The sequence below is a fragment of the Aquimarina sp. AWH4_224 genome, assembly GCF_056160245.1.
The window spans coordinates 655,854-675,301 of sequence record NZ_JBSWWU010000001.1; the positions used below are offsets into that span (position 1 = coordinate 655,854).

The following is a 19,448-nucleotide window of genomic DNA, read 5'->3' on the forward strand; positions in this document are numbered from 1 at the left end:
ATGATACAACATATTTCTAAATATATTCTGGTTGCATTGCTTTTTGTAGTTGTTACACTTCAAGGGCAAACACAAACCAACATTGTAAAAGATGGAAACTACACCATTACAGGGAGCGAAACCCTGACTGCTACACAAAGTATTACCTTAAAACCCAATAGCTGGATCAAGTCAGGAAGTACTTTTTCAGCTATAGTATCTGCAGATGCTTATAGCGATGTCGCTTTTGATACTAATGAAAATTATGTGTTTACAAGAGCGTATCAAAGAGCCATGTCATCGAGTGCTGGTATTAGCAATAATAGCGATGTAATTGAAAGCATCACCTATTTTGATGGATTAGGAAGACCCAAACAACAAATAGGGATCAAAGCCACTCCAGATAAAGGTGACCTAGTAAATCATATTGGGTATGATCAATATGGAAGACAAGCTAAACAGTATTTGCCTTTTGAGGTCATAGGGAATGTTGGGAATTATACCGCTGTAGATATCAATACTAATATCAATAGCTTTTATAAAAACAAGTATCCTGAAGATTTCACAGGAGTATCTACAGCCAACGTAAATGCTTACTCTGAAAGCATCTTTGAGGATTCTCCTTTAAGTCGTGTCTTAGAACAAGGAGCACCAGGAAAAGACTGGAAAGCCAATCCTAATAGTGACGCTGATCATACTATTAAATTCGACTGGCAAACCAACACCGCAAATGAGGTATTCTACTTTTGGGTGAATTTCCATATGGATAATACCGAGGTACCGATTCTGGTTAAAGATGGATACTATGGCGCTAATGAACTTTTGGTAAACACTACCAAAGATGAAAACTGGCAACCCAACCAACAACATCCCAACGATCATATCGTCAAAGAATACAAGGACAAATTGGGCCGTGTGATTCTAAAAAGAACCTATAACAACAACGTTGCTCATGACACCTATTATGTATATGATGATTTTGGAAATCTGACCTATGTAATTCCACCAAAGGTAACACTAAGTGCCACCGATGGCGTATCGGCTACTGAGCTTTCCGAACTGTGTTACCAATACATCTATGACTACCGTAATAGAATGGTAGAAAAAAAGATTCCGGGCAAGGATCGGGAGTATGTGATCTATAACAAACTGGATCAACCCGTAATGACTCAGGATGGGATACAACGTCCTAAAAAAGAATGGCTCTTCACCAAATATGACGCCTTTGGAAGAGTGGCGTATACCGGATTACATGAGCATTCCTTTGTGACCACTAGAGCTGGATTGCAACAAAATGCGTTTAACAACAGTAACCTGGTACAATATGAAACCAAACAAAACTCGGCTTCGAGTATTGCTGGTACAACCATTTACTATTCGGATAATGCATATCCAGACACCAAGTTGATCTATACCATCAACTATTATGACAATTACACCTTTGATCATAACGTATCTAATCCTGGTACCGTTATGGGGCAAACAGTACATACCGATGTAGAAGGATTAGCTACTGGTACCAAAGTACGGGTATTAGGAACCAATGATTGGATTACAACAGTAACCTATTATGATGCGAAAGGGAGGCCAATCTATGTACATAGTACCAATACCTACCTCAATACGGTAGATATCGTAGAGACCAAATTGGATTTTGCCGGTAAGATGTTGGAAACTAAAACCACACACACCAAAGATAGTAATGCTGCTATAGTAACGGTTGACACGTTTAGCTACGACCATATGGGAAGGCTGCTTACACAAAACCAAACCATCAACAACCAGGCAGAAGAACAAATCGTAAGCAATACCTATGATGAGCTGGGACAACTAGAAAACAAAGATGTTGGTGGTGGTCTGCAGGCTGTGGATTATAATTATAATATTAGAGGTTGGTTAACAGGAATTAATGATGTCAATACTTTGGTTAATAAACTTTTTAGTTTCAAGATCAATTACAATCAGATAGAAGGATTGCACAATGTAGACAAACTATATAATGGTAACATTGCGCAAACCATTTGGAGAACAGCAAATGATAATACCAAAAGATCGTATGCTTATGAGTTTGATGCCTTAAATAGAATTACCAGAGCAAACAGCAATAAAGGTAATACCCTTATGACTGGGGATTCGTTTAGTATCTGGGGAATCGCTTATGACAAGAATGGAAATATTGGTCGAATCACAAGAAACGGTAATCCAACCGGAGCTGCTACTCAAAAAATCGATGAGCTCTATTATTCCTATTCTAATAATAAATTAACCGACGTAAGAGAAGCAGTAACTTCTAGTTATAAGAACGAAGGTTTTAAAGATGGCACCAATACCAACGATGATTTTGAGTATGATATCAATGGAAACATGACTCTAGATCAAAACAAAGGGATTACCGGCATTACCTATAATCATTTGAACTTACCCACCCAAATTACTTTTGGCAGTAGAAATGGGCCAACCAACACGATTAGTTATGTATATGATGCTACAGGAGTGAAGTTAAGTAAAACGGTAAATCAGTATCCAAGTCTTATCACAACCAACTATGCAGGCAACTATATCTACAAAAGTAGCTATAGCCAGGCCTTACCCCCAGGACCTAACAATACAGAAGTATTCAATTTAGAATTCTTCAATCATACAGAAGGATATATAGAACCACTAAATGATGGAAGTTTTGCCTATATTTATCAATACAAAGATCATTTGGGTAATATCAGACTATCCTATAGTGACCAGAACAACGATGGACAATTGACACAATCAGAGATCAAAGAAGAGAAAAACTATTACCCTTTTGGACTTGAACATAAGGGGTATAATAATACCACTACTGGCAGGGAGCATCCTTATGGATATAATGGACAAGAATTCGCAGAAGAGTTAGGGGTAAATGTTTCTGAAATGACATTTAGACAATACAATCCTGCAATAGGTAGATTTAATATCATTGATCCAGCAGCAGAATTAGCACAAAATTGGACACCATATCGTTTTGGATTTAACAATCCTGTCTTGTTTAGTGATCCATCTGGTTTATGGGAAATGAAAGATGGGAATTGGTATACAGATGACACAAAAGATATTGAACGTTTTATTAATATGCTTGGTTTTGAGGAAGCTAATAATGGTGAAGGTGCATCAATGGCTCAAATAGATCAATTTATTGGTGAAGAAGCAAGAGGTTCAGGAGGTCGATTAAGTGATGGAAGCTTACTTCTTGATAGTGAGACTATAGCTGCAGATAGTAATGGTAACTCGTCAGGATTTAGCGATAGGCAGACAGCCCATATATCTGATCAACATGATAAGTATGGAAGTGATTGGCGTAATGAAGCTTCTATAAATTACCATAGAGATTGGTGGATACCTCAAATATATTCTTATAGTTATTTTAGAGAAAGAGACTGGGCTCTAAACGATGGTTCTTTTCCTGGGGTCAAACTTGGTTTTTTTGCTTCTAAATATGCTCAAAACCTATTATATAATCCTGGGAGTTGGTGGTTTTCAGTAAAGACGAAAAAGTTTTATGATTGGTCTTGGGGAGGTAATGGTACTACAGGAGGTAGAGATAAACATATAGGTAATATCGCTAAAAGGTGGAGTAAATATGCAGGTAATGCAGGAAAAGCATTTGGTGCATATAGCCTTTATAATACTGCAGGACAGTATAAGAACGGAACTTTAACAGGTTTTGGAGCCTCCTATATAGGCGGTGTAGATGGCTCTGCTTTAGCTAGTAAAAATTTATATATATCAGGGTGGTCATTAGGCACAGGTATAGGTAAGTCTATTGTTGAAAGTAGTTGGTATTATCAGGCTGTCCACGGAAATGCAGATTATTAATTATTGTTATCTATGTATTATTATTTTTTCTATTTCTTATATTCTTATTATAATACCACAAAAAAATGGGAAGATGTTAAATCTCCTTATTTATCAAGTATCTTTGTAATATCAGTATTGCAAATGTTTAATTACTCCTTTCTTAGAGATTTAATCTTGTATCATTTTAAAGGAATTAAATATGAGTATTTCCAATTAGAAGGTTTTATAGTACCAACTATATTTATAGCTTTTAATTACTGGTTTTTCAAGAGACAAGGGCTTTATGAAAGGATAATAGCAAAATTTATAGATACTAAAAACCAAACTTTTTGGTATTTAAGTTGGGCGTATATAATTTTTACAGTGATTTCTTCTGTCAGTATGATATATTCCGTACGTAATAATATAAAGTGGTTTTAATCTAAATCATTCTTAACAAATATAGGCCATAGACAAATCTATGGCTTATGTTTTTGTAGATAAACCCGATGCATATAGCATTATAAGAAATTTTTCAAAATCCCCGCCGGGCTATAGTATATGTTGCGCTAGTTCGAGTTTGCAACTCGGACTTCGATACATGTGAGAAAACAAATATCAAAATACCAAGATCCCTCGGATGTATAATCCAAGGGATCTTTTTTTATTCAACACAAAATCCAAAAAAAAGTTAACATGTTAATTTTAAGCGATTTAAGTTTTTGGCACGCTGCTTGATACTATAAAAGTGAGCATCAAAACACAAATCATTGATACTCGTTTAAAATCAAACATTATGAAAAAATTTGTTTTACTTTTTACAGGTCTTTTGCTAGCCACATTTACTGCTAGCGCATCAGAAACGAATACTAATGCATCCGCACGTTACTATAACTACGGGAAATCGTTCATCTTTACCGAAGGTGGTGTTGAGTTCTCTGTATATGCAGATGGGCAATTCGACTTTTTCCTTAATGGTCGAAGAGGCGGAGTAAACGTTGGCGTAAATGCCCTTGGAGTAAACATAAGTTTTAATGCTGGATATAATTATGACCCATTTGTACAGTATGATGATTATGGAGCTGTGGTACAGATTGAAGATATTCCGATCTTTTATGATCACTATGGTAGAATTGTACAGGCTGGTGATATCTTTATCAACTATAACCGTTGGGGTCGTGTAGCAAGAGTAGGTGGATTATATGTACACTACAATAGCTATGGTAACTTCTTAAACTGTACTGGTTTTATCAACCGTTTTAACAGACACTATGTATACAGACCTTTCCACGCGTACTTTACCGTGCCTGTAGTAAACAGATGTATCGTTTGGGATCGTCCTTATAGAAGATTTTATTCTCCATACAGGTATTCATACACCGTATATAGAAACAACTATTATAACGGATACTATAGCAGACCATACAGAAGTCGTAACTATTACAGACCAAATAGTAGAGTAAGAAGCTATAATCGAGGATATAGAGTATCTAATGCAAGAAATGTAGGATACAGATCTAGAGATAGCAGAACGGCAATGTATAAGAGAAACGATCGTAACTATACGAATAGAAGTAGATCTAGAGCAGTAAATAATGGAAACAGAAATATAACTAGAAGTAGATCTTATGACAACAACTCTAGAAATGTGACAAGAAGTAGATCTTATGACAATAACTCTAGAAGTGTAACCAGAAGCAGATCGTATGATAATGGTTCAAGAAATGTAACTAGATCACGTACTGTGACTAGAAATACACAAAATGCAACTAGAGCAAGATCTGGCAACAGCACACCTTCTAGAAACAGAGTTCAAACTGCGGATAGAACTAGAAAAGCTGTAGCAGGTAGATCATATAGTAATAAACCAAAATACAACAGATCTACGAGAACGACACAAACGCAGAAACCAAAGAGTTATTCAAGAAATCGCTCTGGTAATGTAACAAAAAGATCTCAAAACAGTCAATATAAGAGTAGAGCGACAACGTCGAGATCAAACACAAAAACAAGTAGAAGCAATACGAATAGCAGATCAAGAGGAAACTCAGCACCAAGATCAAGATCCGCTAGAAGTAGAAGCTAGAAAAACATAAATGAATTTTATTTTTTTGGTTGGTTAGTTGGAAAATCCCTCTGAGATGAATGCCTAGGCACCTCGAGGGATTTTCTTTATCAAGTCGTTAATATCTGGTGATATTTTTAATCCCAAAACCACTAGCCCATACCCTACTCCTATCAATATACTTTTGAGTACAATATTCAAAACCGGGTGAAACGAAAAATTCCAGAAATAAAATACAAATACAAATACCAAAATCAGCACTAATGCCGTGAGCGTATTTTTGGAAAATGGATGCATTCCAAATTTTTGATATACCACCCATAGCTTTGCTACATTGTAGCAAAATACGGCCGAAAACGTAGCCATGGCAGCTCCGGTAACTTTGTAAATTGGAATCAACCACAGATTAAAACCAAAAGAAAGTATAGCCATGCCTACCCCAATGTACAATACCAATCTATAGTAATCAGAGTTGTACAATATCGAATTATTGTTTCCTAAAAGGTTATCAAACAACTTCACACTTCCTATCAGGATCACTATCCATATGAACAGCTCGTACTGATCGGGTATCATCTCAAAAAGTTCATGTACATTGCAGATGATCAATACCAAAAGTAATCCACTTGCGATCAAAAGATTTAGTGAACTCTTTTTATATAAAACTTGTAGTCGATCCATTGCTTTCTCATTAATCAGTTTTGCGGTTAATGGATACGTAATTTGATGCATCGCCCTGGATGGGATGATAATGACACTAGCGATATAAGCACAAATCCCATATTTGGCAACATTCTCGATTGGCAAGTATCGCTCAATCATCGTTTTGTCAAGATCGATCAATAAAGTAGCTACCGATCCTGCAATCAAAATCAAAAATGAGTATTTAAAAACACTTTTGTAATTCGCAGGTAAGGATATTGTAAATTTTATAGGATGCAATTGGAATGCATAAACCATCATGATTCCTGTTCTAAGGATATATACCGCTACCAGCGCATATATAAATTGTTGTACAGAAAGTATTTCGTAATACACCAATACCAACAACAAACAAATACAAATTCGCAAAAAGAGTTCTTTCATCCCATTTCCAAAAACACTTTTCAATTTGACTTTGGACCATGCAAAAAAGACTTCGAAATACGCCAAAGCATAGGCTAAGGCAAAAATCGTCCAGATATAGGGTTGTACAATGGCATTTCCTTCAGAGAAGTATCCTAATAACAAATCATAAAACAGTACTCCTATCCCTCCTAGCACTACAGCAATCGCCAGTGGCATTACCAACATAATGCTCAAAAAACGATCTTGTTCTTTTTGATTGCTATAGGAGGAAAAAAACTTGACCAAAGTGTTGTGCGTACCAAAAGCCATTAACGGCCATATCAAATTGGATACTGAAATGAGATAGGAAACCAAACCATAGTAAGTGTCTTCCATAAAATTGGTAAACAAAAACAACGTATTTACCGCACCGATACCAAAACCAAGACAGGTAATGATTACATTTTTTATGGATTGATTTACTACTACTCCCATGTATTTGTATCGTACTTAAATTTAGGGTTTAGCAATCAGCTATTGACTAGTTATTGCTTATTTTTTTCTTTTGATCAGTTTTGCCATCTCCTGGGTTAACGCTTTTCTACTATATTTTTCGAGATCTTCGGGCTGAGCCACTAAAGTTCCATTCTGATATGCTTTAAAATAGGAAGCAATTGTAGACTTGATATCGGTATACTCGTCATACTCAAAAAAATGCCCTGCTTGAGTGTCATTAATGATCTTTGCAATATCTGCTCCCTTTGGGCCGATAGCCACTATAGGTCGCTTTGAAATCATATACTCAAACAATTTACCAGGTATGATACACCTTGTAGCCTCACTATCAATTTCAATAAGCAATAATACTTGCGATTGTCGTTGTAAACGAACCGCCTCGGTATGCGAAACATATCCCATTACATGTATGAATGGGGTTAATCCAGCGTCTTTAATTGTAGAAAGAACGTCATCACTCACCGCACCTATCAAACGTAACTCAAATTGCTTAGCAAATTCTTGATCTTCCTCGGATAACTCCTTCAATGCTTTCCATAAAAGTAATGGATTTCTACCTGACAATAGTGATCCTATATGAGCAATAGTAAATTTAGTATCCAATGATCCCTCTTCCACTTTTTCTTCATCGTAACCATTGGTTACTACAGCAATTGGTTTTTGGGTGATGCCAGAAAATTCATCTCTAGTGGTAAAACTAGTTACCGTAATTTGATCTGCTGTTGTTAGTACTTCTTTTTCAAGCACTTTATGCTTCTGAATGGATTTCTTTGTAAGCTTCAATTTATCATGATATCCAATGGTTGTCCATGGATCTCTAAAATCTGCTATCCAACGCACATTCAATCGTTCTTTAAGCGTCTTCCCTATCAAATGCACACTATGCGGTGGCCCGGTAGTAATAATCGTGTCTATATCATGTTCTTCCAGATAACCACTAAGATAACTTACAGAAGGACGCACCCAATATTTACGGGCATCGGGGATAAAGAAGTTTCCACGTACATACAGCAATAATTGCTGCACGAAGCTTTGTTTATTTGTTCCTGCAATGATTCCTCGACTAATCGTTTTTGTGTCTTTTTTTGAAAATAGTTGTGCAAAACGATAGGGTTCAAAAATCGGACATCTCAATACAGTAATATCCTCTGGTATTTCTGAAATCAATGTTTCGTCTAGTAAAGGATAGGTAGGATTACTTGGCGTATACACTATAGGTTCGATCCCAAACTCTCCAAAATATTTGACAAACTTCAGCCAGCGTTGTACTCCGGGTCCTCCGGCTGGTGGCCAATAATATGTTATGATCAGAACTTTCAAAATCAGGATTACTTATCTTCTGTGCTTAAAGATAATAAACTACCACTTTTCTTATATTGATAAAACAAACCTCCAAGAATCAACAGTATAAAAATAATCGTACTCGTTAATGTAATTGTACTTCCGGTTTGCACCACCTGTGGTTCGAATTTGAATTCGATTTTGTGCTTTCCAGCAGGAACTTTAAGTCCTCTTAACATATAATCCACTGGGTAAATAGGTTGCAACTCATCATCGATATAGGCATTCCAACCTTTTTCGTAATATGCCTCAGAAAATACCATAAAACCAGGTTTTGCTGCATACATATTATACGCCAGATGATCGGGCTCGGTTTTGGAAATAGAAACGGTAGATACACTATCTTTTACCGGAGTAAATCCTTCAAAATCTGACTTAAAATCATTTCTGATCACGGCCACTTTTTTGGTATCAGTTGATCCCAATGCTTCGAACTCTGCCTTATATCCATCAACAAACTTTAACTCTTCGACAAACCAGGCAGGTCCGTTGATTGAAGGGTTTTGCTGAGCGTCCAAACCTTTTTCACCATTTTGTATGATATACTTAACATTCAGCATGTTTAAGATCTCCAAATTACCTTTTGCCAATTGCCCGTAGTAGATGTCATCCATTTTTCTGGGTCTTACCGCAGAATATCCGTTAATGGTATTAAAAAAGTAATTGGTATGCGAATTGTTAAATCCTCTTGCCTGATCTAACACACGATAATAGGAATCATCTTTCAGAATCTGTTGATCCACATCTGTAGCCTGAAAAAAGGATTTGTATTCTCTCTTCGATATAAAATTATCTTCGTTTAGGCTTCTTCGATCTACGGATACCAAATCAACAAGGATCAACACAGCGATTCCTACTAAAGCTATATTTTCTGAAAATTTCTTTTTCAACAACAGCCAAAGTACTCCCGCAGTTAATAGTATAAAGATTAATGAGCGTAAGCTATCACTTTTCAATAAACTGATTCGATCCTCTACAATAGCATCAAAGATATCGGGTTGCTCTATGGCAAAACGGGTTTCTGAAACCGATTTGAAACTAAATAAACTCCCTCCAAACAACCAGAAGATCAAACACAAACCTCCTAAAAACCCAAGGGAGATTAAGAATTTTTTCTGTTTTTCTTCTAAGGAAACCTTATCATTAAACCATCTATGCAATCCAAATACAGCAGCAATAGGAATCAGTAATTCTAAGATCACTTGTATACTGGATACTGCTCTAAATTTATTATACAAAGGAACATAGTCTACAAAAAAGCGGGTAACAAACTCCAAATTCTTACCCCAACTTAGTGCTAGTGATAAAATCATGCCTCCTAACAACCACCATCTCAATCTTCCTTTAACCATCAAAATACCCAGCAGCGCCAAGAAAACAACAGTTACCCCAAGATACGGAGGAGCTTCTACAAAAGGTTGATCTCCCCAATACAAACGAGTACCGCTAGCATAATAATTTGCTTGATCCCTGGGTTGCCCAAGGGATATTAACTTTTGATAAAATGCAGAATCAGATCCCAGATCCGCTGCAGTACCTAATCCCATAAGCTTTGGCACAAATAAATTCAGGGATTCTAATTTTCCGTAACTATATTCTGTAATATATTCAAAATCAAGCCCATCTTTCTGAGAAGCATTAGCTGCGGTTGGATCTACAAGCAAATTCTTCCCACGTATACTTGTTTTTGCATATTCTGAAGTTGACAATAAGGTGGTTGCATTGGTAGCAAGACCAAGTGCCACTGCCAGTACTAAAACACCAATAGACTTAAAAAAATGCGGTACTTCTTTCTTTTTAAAAGCATCAATTAAATACGCTACTCCTAAGACCCCTACCAACAAACCGAGGTAATAAGTCATTTGATAATGATTCGCTTGTATTTCTAATCCCATTGCCAAAGCAGTGAGTATAGCCCCCCATAAATATCGTTTTTGAAATACCAATAATATTCCGGCCAACACTAAGGGAAAATATGCAATAGCATGAGCTTTAGAATTATGTCCTACCCCTATGATAATAATTAGATATGTCGAAAAGCCAAAGGCTAAAGCTCCAACAATAGCGAGTTTCCATGGGATTCGCATCACCAGCATTAACACATAAAAACTCAATAGGTATAGAAAAAGGTAATCGGCAGGTCTTGGTAAAAAACGAATTAATCGATCCAACTTATCCATGTAATCATGAGGAAACTTTGCTCCCATTTGATAGGTTGGCATTCCCCCATAGGCAGAGTTTGTCCAATAGGTTTCTTCGCCTGTTTTGGTTCTATGGTCATTTTGTTGTTTGGCCATACTCTCATAAAGTTTAATATCATTTTGATACAAAACCTTACCACTCATTACAGGGCTGAAATACAATAAGGAAATAACTACAAAACCAAGGATTACAAAAATATGAGGTAAGAATCTTTTTACTAAAGACATGATTTGTGTTTGTTTACTAAATGAAGCGCCAAATTAATCAATTTCCTCATAATCGATGTATTCTCCAACATCTTTGTTTGAAGATTTTGCTTTGGGCTTTTTATCTATAGTAACCTCTCCGTCTGCAGATTGTTGTGCGTGTTGATATTGGTTAAATTGCTGTTGAAATTTTTCTCCAGCTTTCTTTGTTACATATCTAAGCAATAGAGGACCAAATATTCGCGTTAATACCTTTAGGCCATAATATATAAGTAAAATAATGAGGATAACCTTTAATACTCCTACTAATGACGCTTGCTGCATATCATTTTTTTTCAAAAATAGGGAACTCTCTATACAAATACAGTCCTTCAATCCTAAAAAAATGATAAAATCTGCTATATTTGAAGCAAATCTAATGAATATGAGCCCTAGATCTATTCTGTTATTCTTTACCCTCTTGCTGTATGGGCTAACGGCTTCTGCCCAATATACAGATAAAATTAACTCCAATCGTCCTGGTACCTCGCAGGGTGCTTTTTCTGTTGGTAATAACGTACTACAATTGGAAGGAGGTTTTGGTTTTGGCAAAGAAAAACACGAAATTCTGGATACAAAATCAAACATTTTCAGATTTGATTACTCGGCGCGGTATGGGTTACTCATAGAACAATTAGAGATACGATTAAATGGTACATATCGATCAGATGGAATTACCCAAACGGTTGGTGCGAACCGCCAGAAAATAAATCAAAGTAATTTTGAAATCAATACTATTGGGGCCAAATACCTAATTTACGACCCCTATAAGCCAAAACCGGGTAAAAAAGATACGGTACCCGCGAATTATGATAGTTTAAAAAGCTGGAAAGAGCGATATCGTTTTAAATGGAAAACTTTGATCCCTGCAGTTTCTGCTTATGCAGGAGCAAATTTTGTGGCCAAAGATAACCCCTTTACTTTTCCGGGAGATGCTTCTATTAGTCCTAGATTTGTGGTTGCTACCCAAAACAATTGGACCACCACTTATGGAGGGGATTGGGCATTCGTGACAAATTTGATCGTTGACAAAATTACTACAGAAAGTCCCACCATTGGATGGATACTTACTGCAACACATACGGTTAATAACAAATGGGCAGGTTTTATAGAGTTTCAAGGACAGAAAAGTGACTTCTATAGTGATAACCTCCTGCGGCTTGGTGGTGCCTATCTATTTGATCAGGATTTGCAGTTTGATGCAAATATTGCCTTTAATTTTAAAGACACCCCCTCTGTTTTCACTTGTAGTTTTGGAGCATCTTATCGATTTGACTGGCATAACAAGGATGAAATTATAGAACAACCGGGATTAGAGAAAGGAGTAAAAGAAGACGAATCTGAAGAAGATGAAGAAGGAGAAGATGAAGAAGGTCTAGATGGAGATCTTGATGAAATCGAAGGCACAGAAAACGATAGTTTGAAACTCGACAGAACTCCGTTTATTAATGACTTTGAAGATGATAGTTTTAGAGAAGCTATTGAAAAAGATCTGGACGAGCGCCGAACCGAAGAGCGTTTGGAACGTGAGCGTATCGAAAACGAAAAAATTGCCAAAAAAGAAGGTAAAAAGCTTAGAAAGGAAGAAGCCCGTCGTTTAAAACGAGAAGCAAAAGCTGCCAGAGAAGCAGAAAAAGCAGCTATTAAGGCCGAAAAAGAAAAGCAAAAGATGATTGATGATATCGATGCAGAATTGGATAAAATGGAACAGGAACAAGGTGTCGATGATGAATTGGACGATATAGAAAAACAACTCCAGGAATTGGAGAAGATGGAAAAAGAGTTTGATGAAGAAGAAAAGAAAGAGCAAAAAGAAGAGGTTAAACCGAAGAAACCTGAAAAAGAAGAAGTAGAAGATGATATTGATGTAGATGCCGAATACGAAAAGTATCAGCGGGAACAGGAAAAAGCTCGAAAAGAAGAAGAGAAACGAAGAAAAAAAGAGGAAAAACGCAGACAAAAAGAAGAAAAGAAGCGTAAAAAAGAAGAAGAAAAGAACAAAAAAGATGAAAATAACGATGATCCCGAAGAGTAAAATAGCTCTTCTATGCTGAGAGAATATTCCGTGCTTGTCTAGCCTAAAGCTAGAAACCGAAAAATACTCCATACGAACTTTATCATGTATTCATGATATTTGATAAAAGGGTTATATATTTGCGAAGAATTTGAGATGACATATGATCTATGATTACCATTAAAGAAGCTACCTCAAAAGGAGATTTAACAACCTTTGTTAAGTTTCCTTTTGAATTATATAAAGATTCCCCCTACTACGTTCCCTCTATCATTAAAGAGGAGTTGGATGTAATGAATCCTAATAAAAACCCTGTTTTCAAAAATGCAGATGCTAAATATTTTCTTGCTTTCAGAGGAGAGCAGATTGTAGGTAGAATTGCAGCTATCATCAACTGGATTGAGGTCAATGAACAAAAAAAGCCTAAAGTTCGTTTTGGTTGGTTTGATGTAATCGATGATATCGAAGTAACCAAAGCCTTAATAAATAAGGTTAAGGAATTTGGAGCTCAACACTCCCTAGAATATATGGAAGGCCCTGTCGGCTTTTCTAATATGGATAAGGCAGGAATTCTTATTAAAGGATATGAAGAATTAAATACGATGATCACTTGGTATAATTATCCTTATTATGCTGATCATATGACGGAGTTAGGTTTTGAACAAGCTGCAACCTGGGTCGAATACAAAATAAAAGTTCCAAAAGAAACCAAAGAAAAGGTAGTCAAATTTGCAGAGGTAATTAAGAAACGCTATCAGCTTAAACTTTTAAAATTTAAGAAAAGTAAAGAAATACTAGCATACGCTGATGACATGTTTGACCTACTGAACAAAACATACAGTAGTCTGCAAACTTTTGTTCCTATACAGCAGTATCAAATAGACATGTATAAGAAAAAGTACCTCCCCTATTTGAATCCCGATTACATTACCTGCATTGCAGACAAAACAGGAAAACTTATCGCTTTTGCTATTGTTATGCCTTCTTTTTCTAAAGCCTTGAAGAAAATGAATGGTAAAATTTATCCTTTACGATTTTTGCATATCTTAAGAGCGCAACGCAGAAATGACACTGCTGCATTTTATTTGATAGGAGTTGATCCTGAATATCAAAACAAAGGGGTTACTGCTTTGATTTTTAAGGAGATGAATGAAACCTTTATTCGTAACGGAATAGAAACCGTAGAAACCAACCCCGAACTAGAAGAAAACAAAGCGGTTCAGGCCCTATGGAATGGATATGAGCACGAGCAACACAAAATGAGAAGAACATTTAGAAAAGCATTATAAATATAAAATTAACCTCATAAAAAAATCCACTTATAAAAAGTGGATTTTTTATTTGTATATATTTTTGGATCTACTATTCTCCCATAGCTGCAGCTACCTCAGCAGATACTCTTTTGTAAGTTCCATTTTCTAGTTGTTCTCTAATAGCAGAAAACGCATTCAAGGTTTCCTCGATATCTTCCATAGTATGCGAAGCTGTAGGGATCAATCTCAGTAAAATTAATCCTTTAGGTATCACCGGATACACTACTATAGAACAGAAAATTCCATGATTCTCTCTTAAATCTTTAACCAGAGCCATCGCCTCAGGAATGCTTCCTTTTAAGTATACCGGAGTTACACAACTTTGGGTGGTACCAAGATCAAAACCTCGAGACCTTAATCCGTTTTGAAGTGCATTTACATTCTCCCATAATTTTGCTTTAAGCTCAGGCATAGTTCTAAGCATATCCAAACGTTTTAGTGCACCAATCACTAACTGCATTTGTAGTGATTTCGCAAACATTTGTGATCTTAAATTGTATTTTAAGTAATCAATGATTTCCTGATCCGCAGCGATAAAAGCACCGGTACTTGCCATTGATTTTGCAAAAGTTGCAAAGTACACATCTATTTGATCCTGAACCCCTTGCTCCTCACCTGTTCCTGCACCAGTCGCACCCAGTGTTCCAAAACCATGAGCATCATCTACAAAAAGTCTGAAATTATACTTTTCTTTTAAGGCTACAATTTCCCTTAATTTACCTTGCTCGCCACGCATACCGAAAACACCTTCAGAAATCAACAAGATACCTCCTCCGGTTTTTTCTGCCATTTTGGTAGCACGCATTAAGTTTTTCTCAATACTTTCAATATCGTTATGACGGTACGTATATCTCTTACCCTGGTGCAAACGAACACCATCAATAATACACGCATGAGCATCTACATCGTAAACAATAATATCGTCTTTGTTCACAAGAGCATCCACGGTGGATACCATTCCTTGATATCCAAAATTCAATAAATATGCCGCTTCTTTACCTACAAATTCTGCTAGTTCCTCTTGTAGTTGTTCGTGAAGATCAGTATGACCACTCATCATTCTGGCCCCCATAGGATAAGCAGAACCGTACATAGCGGCAGCCTCTGCATCTACCTTACGTATTTCTTCTCTATTGGCAAGCCCCAAATAATCATTAATACTCCAAGTAATTACCTCTCTTCCCTGAAACTTCATTCTATTTGATATAGGACCTTCCAACTTTGGAAAAACAAAATATCCTTCTGCCTGATCTGCCCATTTTCCTAACGGTCCTTTGTCTTTATAAATCTTATCAAATAAATCTCTCATCTATCAAAAATTTGTTTCTTTTAAGTCTGCGAAAATACGGAAAATTGATTTTATGACATAATAATATTCCAATTCCCTTACACAATATGCTATTTTCTCAATTTCTCTCAATCTAATGGTCTAAAATAACTGTTTTTCAGCGAATTTTAACCTAATTTTTCCTACAATATAAAAAATTAAGTATTGTCTAACTTTTTATTCAACTAGGGTAAATCGCACAAAAAAAGCATCCAACATAATAATTAGATGCCATTTTTATTATTTTATCTTTTACTATTTGACGAATTGCACCTTGATCGCATCAGCTTCATTCTTACTATCAAAAAAGCCTTGTTCAGTCATCCAATCGTCACTAAAAACTTTACTCATATATCTTGAACCATGATCTGGAAGAATAACAATCACATTGCTATCTTCATCAAATTCTCCTTGTTCTGCTAATTGTTTTAATCCCTGAATGGCTGCTCCACTAGTATATCCAAGAAACATCCCTTCTGTTCTGGCCAATTCCCTAGCAGTATGCGCACTATCTTCGTCATTTACTTTTTCAAACTTATCTATGGCTTCAAAATCTGTAGCCGTGGGAATTAAGTTTTTTCCTAGTCCTTCAATACGGTAAGGATAAATCTCATTCTGATCGAATTCTTTGGTTTCATGATACTTCTTTAACACCGATCCATAAGCATCTATCCCCAAAACACGAATATCCTGGTTTTGTTCTTTTAAATATCGTGCTGTACCAGAAATTGTTCCCCCTGTACCACAGCATGCTACAAAATGTGTTAACTGCCCGCTTGTTTGTTCCCAAATCTCCGGACCTGTAGAGTTATAATGTGCATCAATATTCGACTCATTAAAATATTGATTGATATATACTGAACCTTTAATTTCTTCGTGTAATCTCTTGGCTACCTGATAATAAGATCTTGGATCATCTGCACTTACATGAGCCGGGCATACATATACTTTAGCCCCCATGTTTTTAAGCATTGCAATTTTATCTTTAGAAGACTTAGAGCTTACTGCCAGAATACACTCATACCCTTTCACAATACTTACCATTGCCAAACTAAACCCAGTGTTCCCACTGGTGGTCTCAATGATAGTATCTCCTGGTTTAAGTATACCTTTTCTTTCTGCTTCTTCTATGATATATAATGCAATTCTATCTTTGGTAGAGTGTCCAGGGTTAAACGATTCTATTTTGGCATAGAAATTACCCGGATAACCTTGCATGATTTTATTCAGTTTTACAAGAGGGGTTTTACCTATAAGTTCTAAAACATTATTGTAAGCCTGTATCTTTTCTCTCATATAGTTGTATTTAACAGGTTGATGGAAATGGGGTTCCATGTACTGTTATAAAAACGGTACGAAGGTACATTAAATTTTTCAATTAATCTTTTATACCTTCTAAATCTAATAAAAATGCATATTCTTCGGCTACTTCCTTTAGTGCCTCAAATCTACCTGAAGCACCGCCATGACCAGCTTCCATATTGGTATGCAATAACAATAAATTATTATCAGTCTTTAGCTCTCTAAGCTTTGCGACCCATTTTGCAGGTTCCCAATACTGTACCTGAGAATCGTGCAGTCCTGTTGTTACCAGCATGTTTGGATACTCTTGCGCAATAACATTATCATATGGTGAATACGATTTCATATAGAGATAATACTTTTTCTCATTAGGATTTCCCCATTCATCATATTCTCCTGTAGTAAGAGGAATACTTTCGTCGAGCATTGTTGTTACCACATCTACAAAAGGCACTGCTGCCACTACTCCATTATAAAGATGTGGCGCCATATTTACCACTGCTCCCATTAGTAATCCACCAGCTGATCCTCCCATAGCATACAAATGATCTTTTGAAGTGTAACCGTCTTTGATTAAAAACTTGGAACAATCTATAAAATCTGTGAAGGTATTTTTTTTCTCAAATAGCTTACCGCTTTCGTACCAATTACGACCTAGATATTCTCCTCCTCGCACATGAGCAATAGCAAAAATAAACCCTCTATCCAGAAGACTCAATCTCACAGTAGAAAAGTAAGGATCTACAGTAGAACCATAAGAACCATAAGCATATAATAATAAAGGATTACTACCGTCTTTCTTTATGCCTTTTCTATACACCATAGAAATAGGAACCTTGGTTCCATCTGATGCTGTGGCCCAAACTCGTTCTGAAACATAATTGTTTTTATCAAATTTTCCTCCAAGCACTTCTTGTTCTTTCTTAACATCTTTTTCCTTGGTTTCCATATCAAAATCGATAACAGAATTAGGAGTGGTTAAAGAGTTATAAGAATACCTTAAAATTTGAGTGTCAAAATCAGGATTTGTGCTTACATAAGCTGTGTAGGTTTCATTGTCAAAAGGGAGATAATAATCAACGTTTCCATCCCAACGTTTGATATTAATTTTATTCAAACCATTATTACGTTCACTAATTACGTAATAATCCTTAAAAATTTCAATATCCTCCAGCAAGACATCTTCCCTATGTGGTATTACCTCTTTCCAATTATCTTTTCCGGTATCACCTTCTTCGACCTTCATTAATTTGAAGTTCTTAGCATTATCTGCATTGGTTAATACATAAAAATGATCATCATAATGAGCTATTCCGTACTCCAAACCTCTTACTCTAGGCTGAAACACCTTAAATTCTCCCATAGGATCATCTGCCTTAAGAATTCGATACTCTGATGTTAAGGTGCTACTAGAACCTATTACTAAATATTTTTTTGATTTTGTTTTGTACACAAAAGTGTAAAAGGTATCGTCTTCTTCGTGGAATACTTCTGCGTCTTCCGATACCGGAGTACCCAAAATATGTCGGTAGATTTTATCAGACCTTAGAGTCTCATCATCCTTCTTAGTATAAAACAGTGTTTTACTATCAGCTGCCCAAGTGCTACCACCAGTTGTAGTTTCTATAATCTCTGGGTATACTTCTCCTGTTTCCAGGTTTTTGATTCTAATATTGTATTTTCTTCGGCTTACCGTATCTACTCCAAAAGCGATTAATTTATTGTCTGGGCTTACATTAAGACCGCTCATTTTGAAATAGGGATGCCCCTCTGCCTCTTTGTTACAGTCAAATAGAATTTCCTCTGGTGCTTCTAACGAATCCTTCTTTCTAGCATAAATCGGATAATCCTTACCTTTCTCAAATCTCGTGATATACCAATACCCATTCAGTTTGTAAGGAACAGATGCATCATCCTCCTTAATACGGCCTTTCATTTCGGCAAAAAGATCTTTTTGAAAATCTTTTGTATGAGCCGTCATCTTATCATTATAGTCATTCTCTCTCTCTAAATAATCAATAACCTCTGGATTTTCTCTTTCATTTAACCAAAAGTAATTATCGATTCTCACATCTCCGTGCTTTTCAAGATGTGTTTCTATTTTTTCGGCTGTTGGATATTGCGTCTTTGTTTCCAATACGGTATTTGTATTTTTTTTACATGAAGTTGCAAAAATAATCGAAAGTAAGCAGATAACACTCAGACTTTTCATCTATTTCTAATATTTATGAGGAGATAATTACAAATTAGAAGACAAGAATCTATAATTATTCATTTGGTCATTATCTCT

The 19,448-nt window shown here is 36.1% G+C and carries 11 protein-coding genes; 4 read left to right on the forward strand and 7 right to left on the reverse strand.

What is annotated here, in order from left to right; all coding sequences use genetic code 11:
* Together ACXAGJ_RS03205 and ACXAGJ_RS03210 are read left to right on the forward strand one after the other, a co-directional pair.
* Positions 1-3,825 (forward strand): DUF6443 domain-containing protein, encoded by a 3,825-nt coding sequence (locus ACXAGJ_RS03205; protein WP_474837052.1) that lies wholly within the window; start codon positions 1-3, stop codon positions 3,823-3,825.
* Between the two features lie 757 nt (positions 3,826-4,582).
* The gene (locus ACXAGJ_RS03210) at positions 4,583-5,872 is read left to right on the forward strand and encodes a hypothetical protein (RefSeq protein WP_474837054.1); all 1,290 of its coding nucleotides are present in this window, start codon (positions 4,583-4,585) and stop codon (positions 5,870-5,872) included.
* Between the two features lie 63 nt (positions 5,873-5,935).
* On the opposite strand, the gene ACXAGJ_RS03215 is transcribed toward ACXAGJ_RS03210, so the two are convergent.
* The 4 genes from ACXAGJ_RS03215 to ACXAGJ_RS03230 are packed head-to-tail and all read right to left on the reverse strand — an operon-like array spanning position 5,936 to position 11,487.
* Complete coding sequence (locus ACXAGJ_RS03215; protein WP_474837056.1) at positions 5,936-7,393, reverse strand: oligosaccharide flippase family protein; 1,458 nt, start codon at positions 7,391-7,393, stop codon at positions 5,936-5,938.
* A 57-nt stretch (positions 7,394-7,450) separates the two neighbouring features.
* Positions 7,451-8,734 carry a glycosyltransferase family 4 protein gene (locus ACXAGJ_RS03220; RefSeq protein ID WP_474837058.1) on the reverse strand — a complete coding sequence of 428 codons (1,284 nt, stop codon included), beginning with the start codon at positions 8,732-8,734 and terminating at the stop codon, positions 7,451-7,453.
* An 8-nt stretch (positions 8,735-8,742) separates the two neighbouring features.
* The gene (locus ACXAGJ_RS03225; RefSeq protein ID WP_474837060.1) at positions 8,743-11,184 is read right to left on the reverse strand and encodes a YfhO family protein; all 2,442 of its coding nucleotides are present in this window, start codon (positions 11,182-11,184) and stop codon (positions 8,743-8,745) included.
* A gap of 33 nt (positions 11,185-11,217) precedes the next feature.
* The gene (locus tag ACXAGJ_RS03230) at positions 11,218-11,487 is read right to left on the reverse strand and encodes a DUF4834 family protein (protein WP_474837062.1); all 270 of its coding nucleotides are present in this window, start codon (positions 11,485-11,487) and stop codon (positions 11,218-11,220) included.
* Between the two features lie 100 nt (positions 11,488-11,587).
* On the opposite strand from ACXAGJ_RS03230, the gene ACXAGJ_RS03235 reads away from it, so the two are divergent.
* Both ACXAGJ_RS03235 and ACXAGJ_RS03240 read left to right on the forward strand, forming a co-directional pair.
* Positions 11,588-13,237: a transporter gene (locus ACXAGJ_RS03235; protein ID WP_474837064.1), complete on the forward strand. Its 1,650-nt coding sequence runs from the start codon at positions 11,588-11,590 to the stop codon at positions 13,235-13,237.
* Between the two features lie 149 nt (positions 13,238-13,386).
* Positions 13,387-14,505: a GNAT family N-acetyltransferase gene (locus ACXAGJ_RS03240; protein WP_474837066.1), complete on the forward strand. Its 1,119-nt coding sequence runs from the start codon at positions 13,387-13,389 to the stop codon at positions 14,503-14,505.
* A 73-nt stretch (positions 14,506-14,578) separates the two neighbouring features.
* Here the strand turns inward: ACXAGJ_RS03240 and capB are convergent, their stop codons facing one another.
* The 3 genes from capB to ACXAGJ_RS03255 form a co-directional block, all read right to left on the reverse strand.
* Positions 14,579-15,838 (reverse strand): cysteate-C-fatty acyltransferase, encoded by a 1,260-nt coding sequence (gene capB / locus ACXAGJ_RS03245; RefSeq protein WP_073314155.1) that lies wholly within the window; start codon positions 15,836-15,838, stop codon positions 14,579-14,581.
* A gap of 273 nt (positions 15,839-16,111) precedes the next feature.
* Positions 16,112-17,152: a cysteate synthase gene (gene capA / locus ACXAGJ_RS03250; RefSeq protein ID WP_474837069.1), complete on the reverse strand. Its 1,041-nt coding sequence runs from the start codon at positions 17,150-17,152 to the stop codon at positions 16,112-16,114.
* An 82-nt stretch (positions 17,153-17,234) separates the two neighbouring features.
* On the reverse strand, positions 17,235-19,370 hold the full coding sequence (locus tag ACXAGJ_RS03255; RefSeq protein WP_474837071.1) for a S9 family peptidase: 2,136 nt from the start codon (positions 19,368-19,370) through the stop codon (positions 17,235-17,237).
* Between the last annotated feature and the right edge of the window lie 78 nt (positions 19,371-19,448).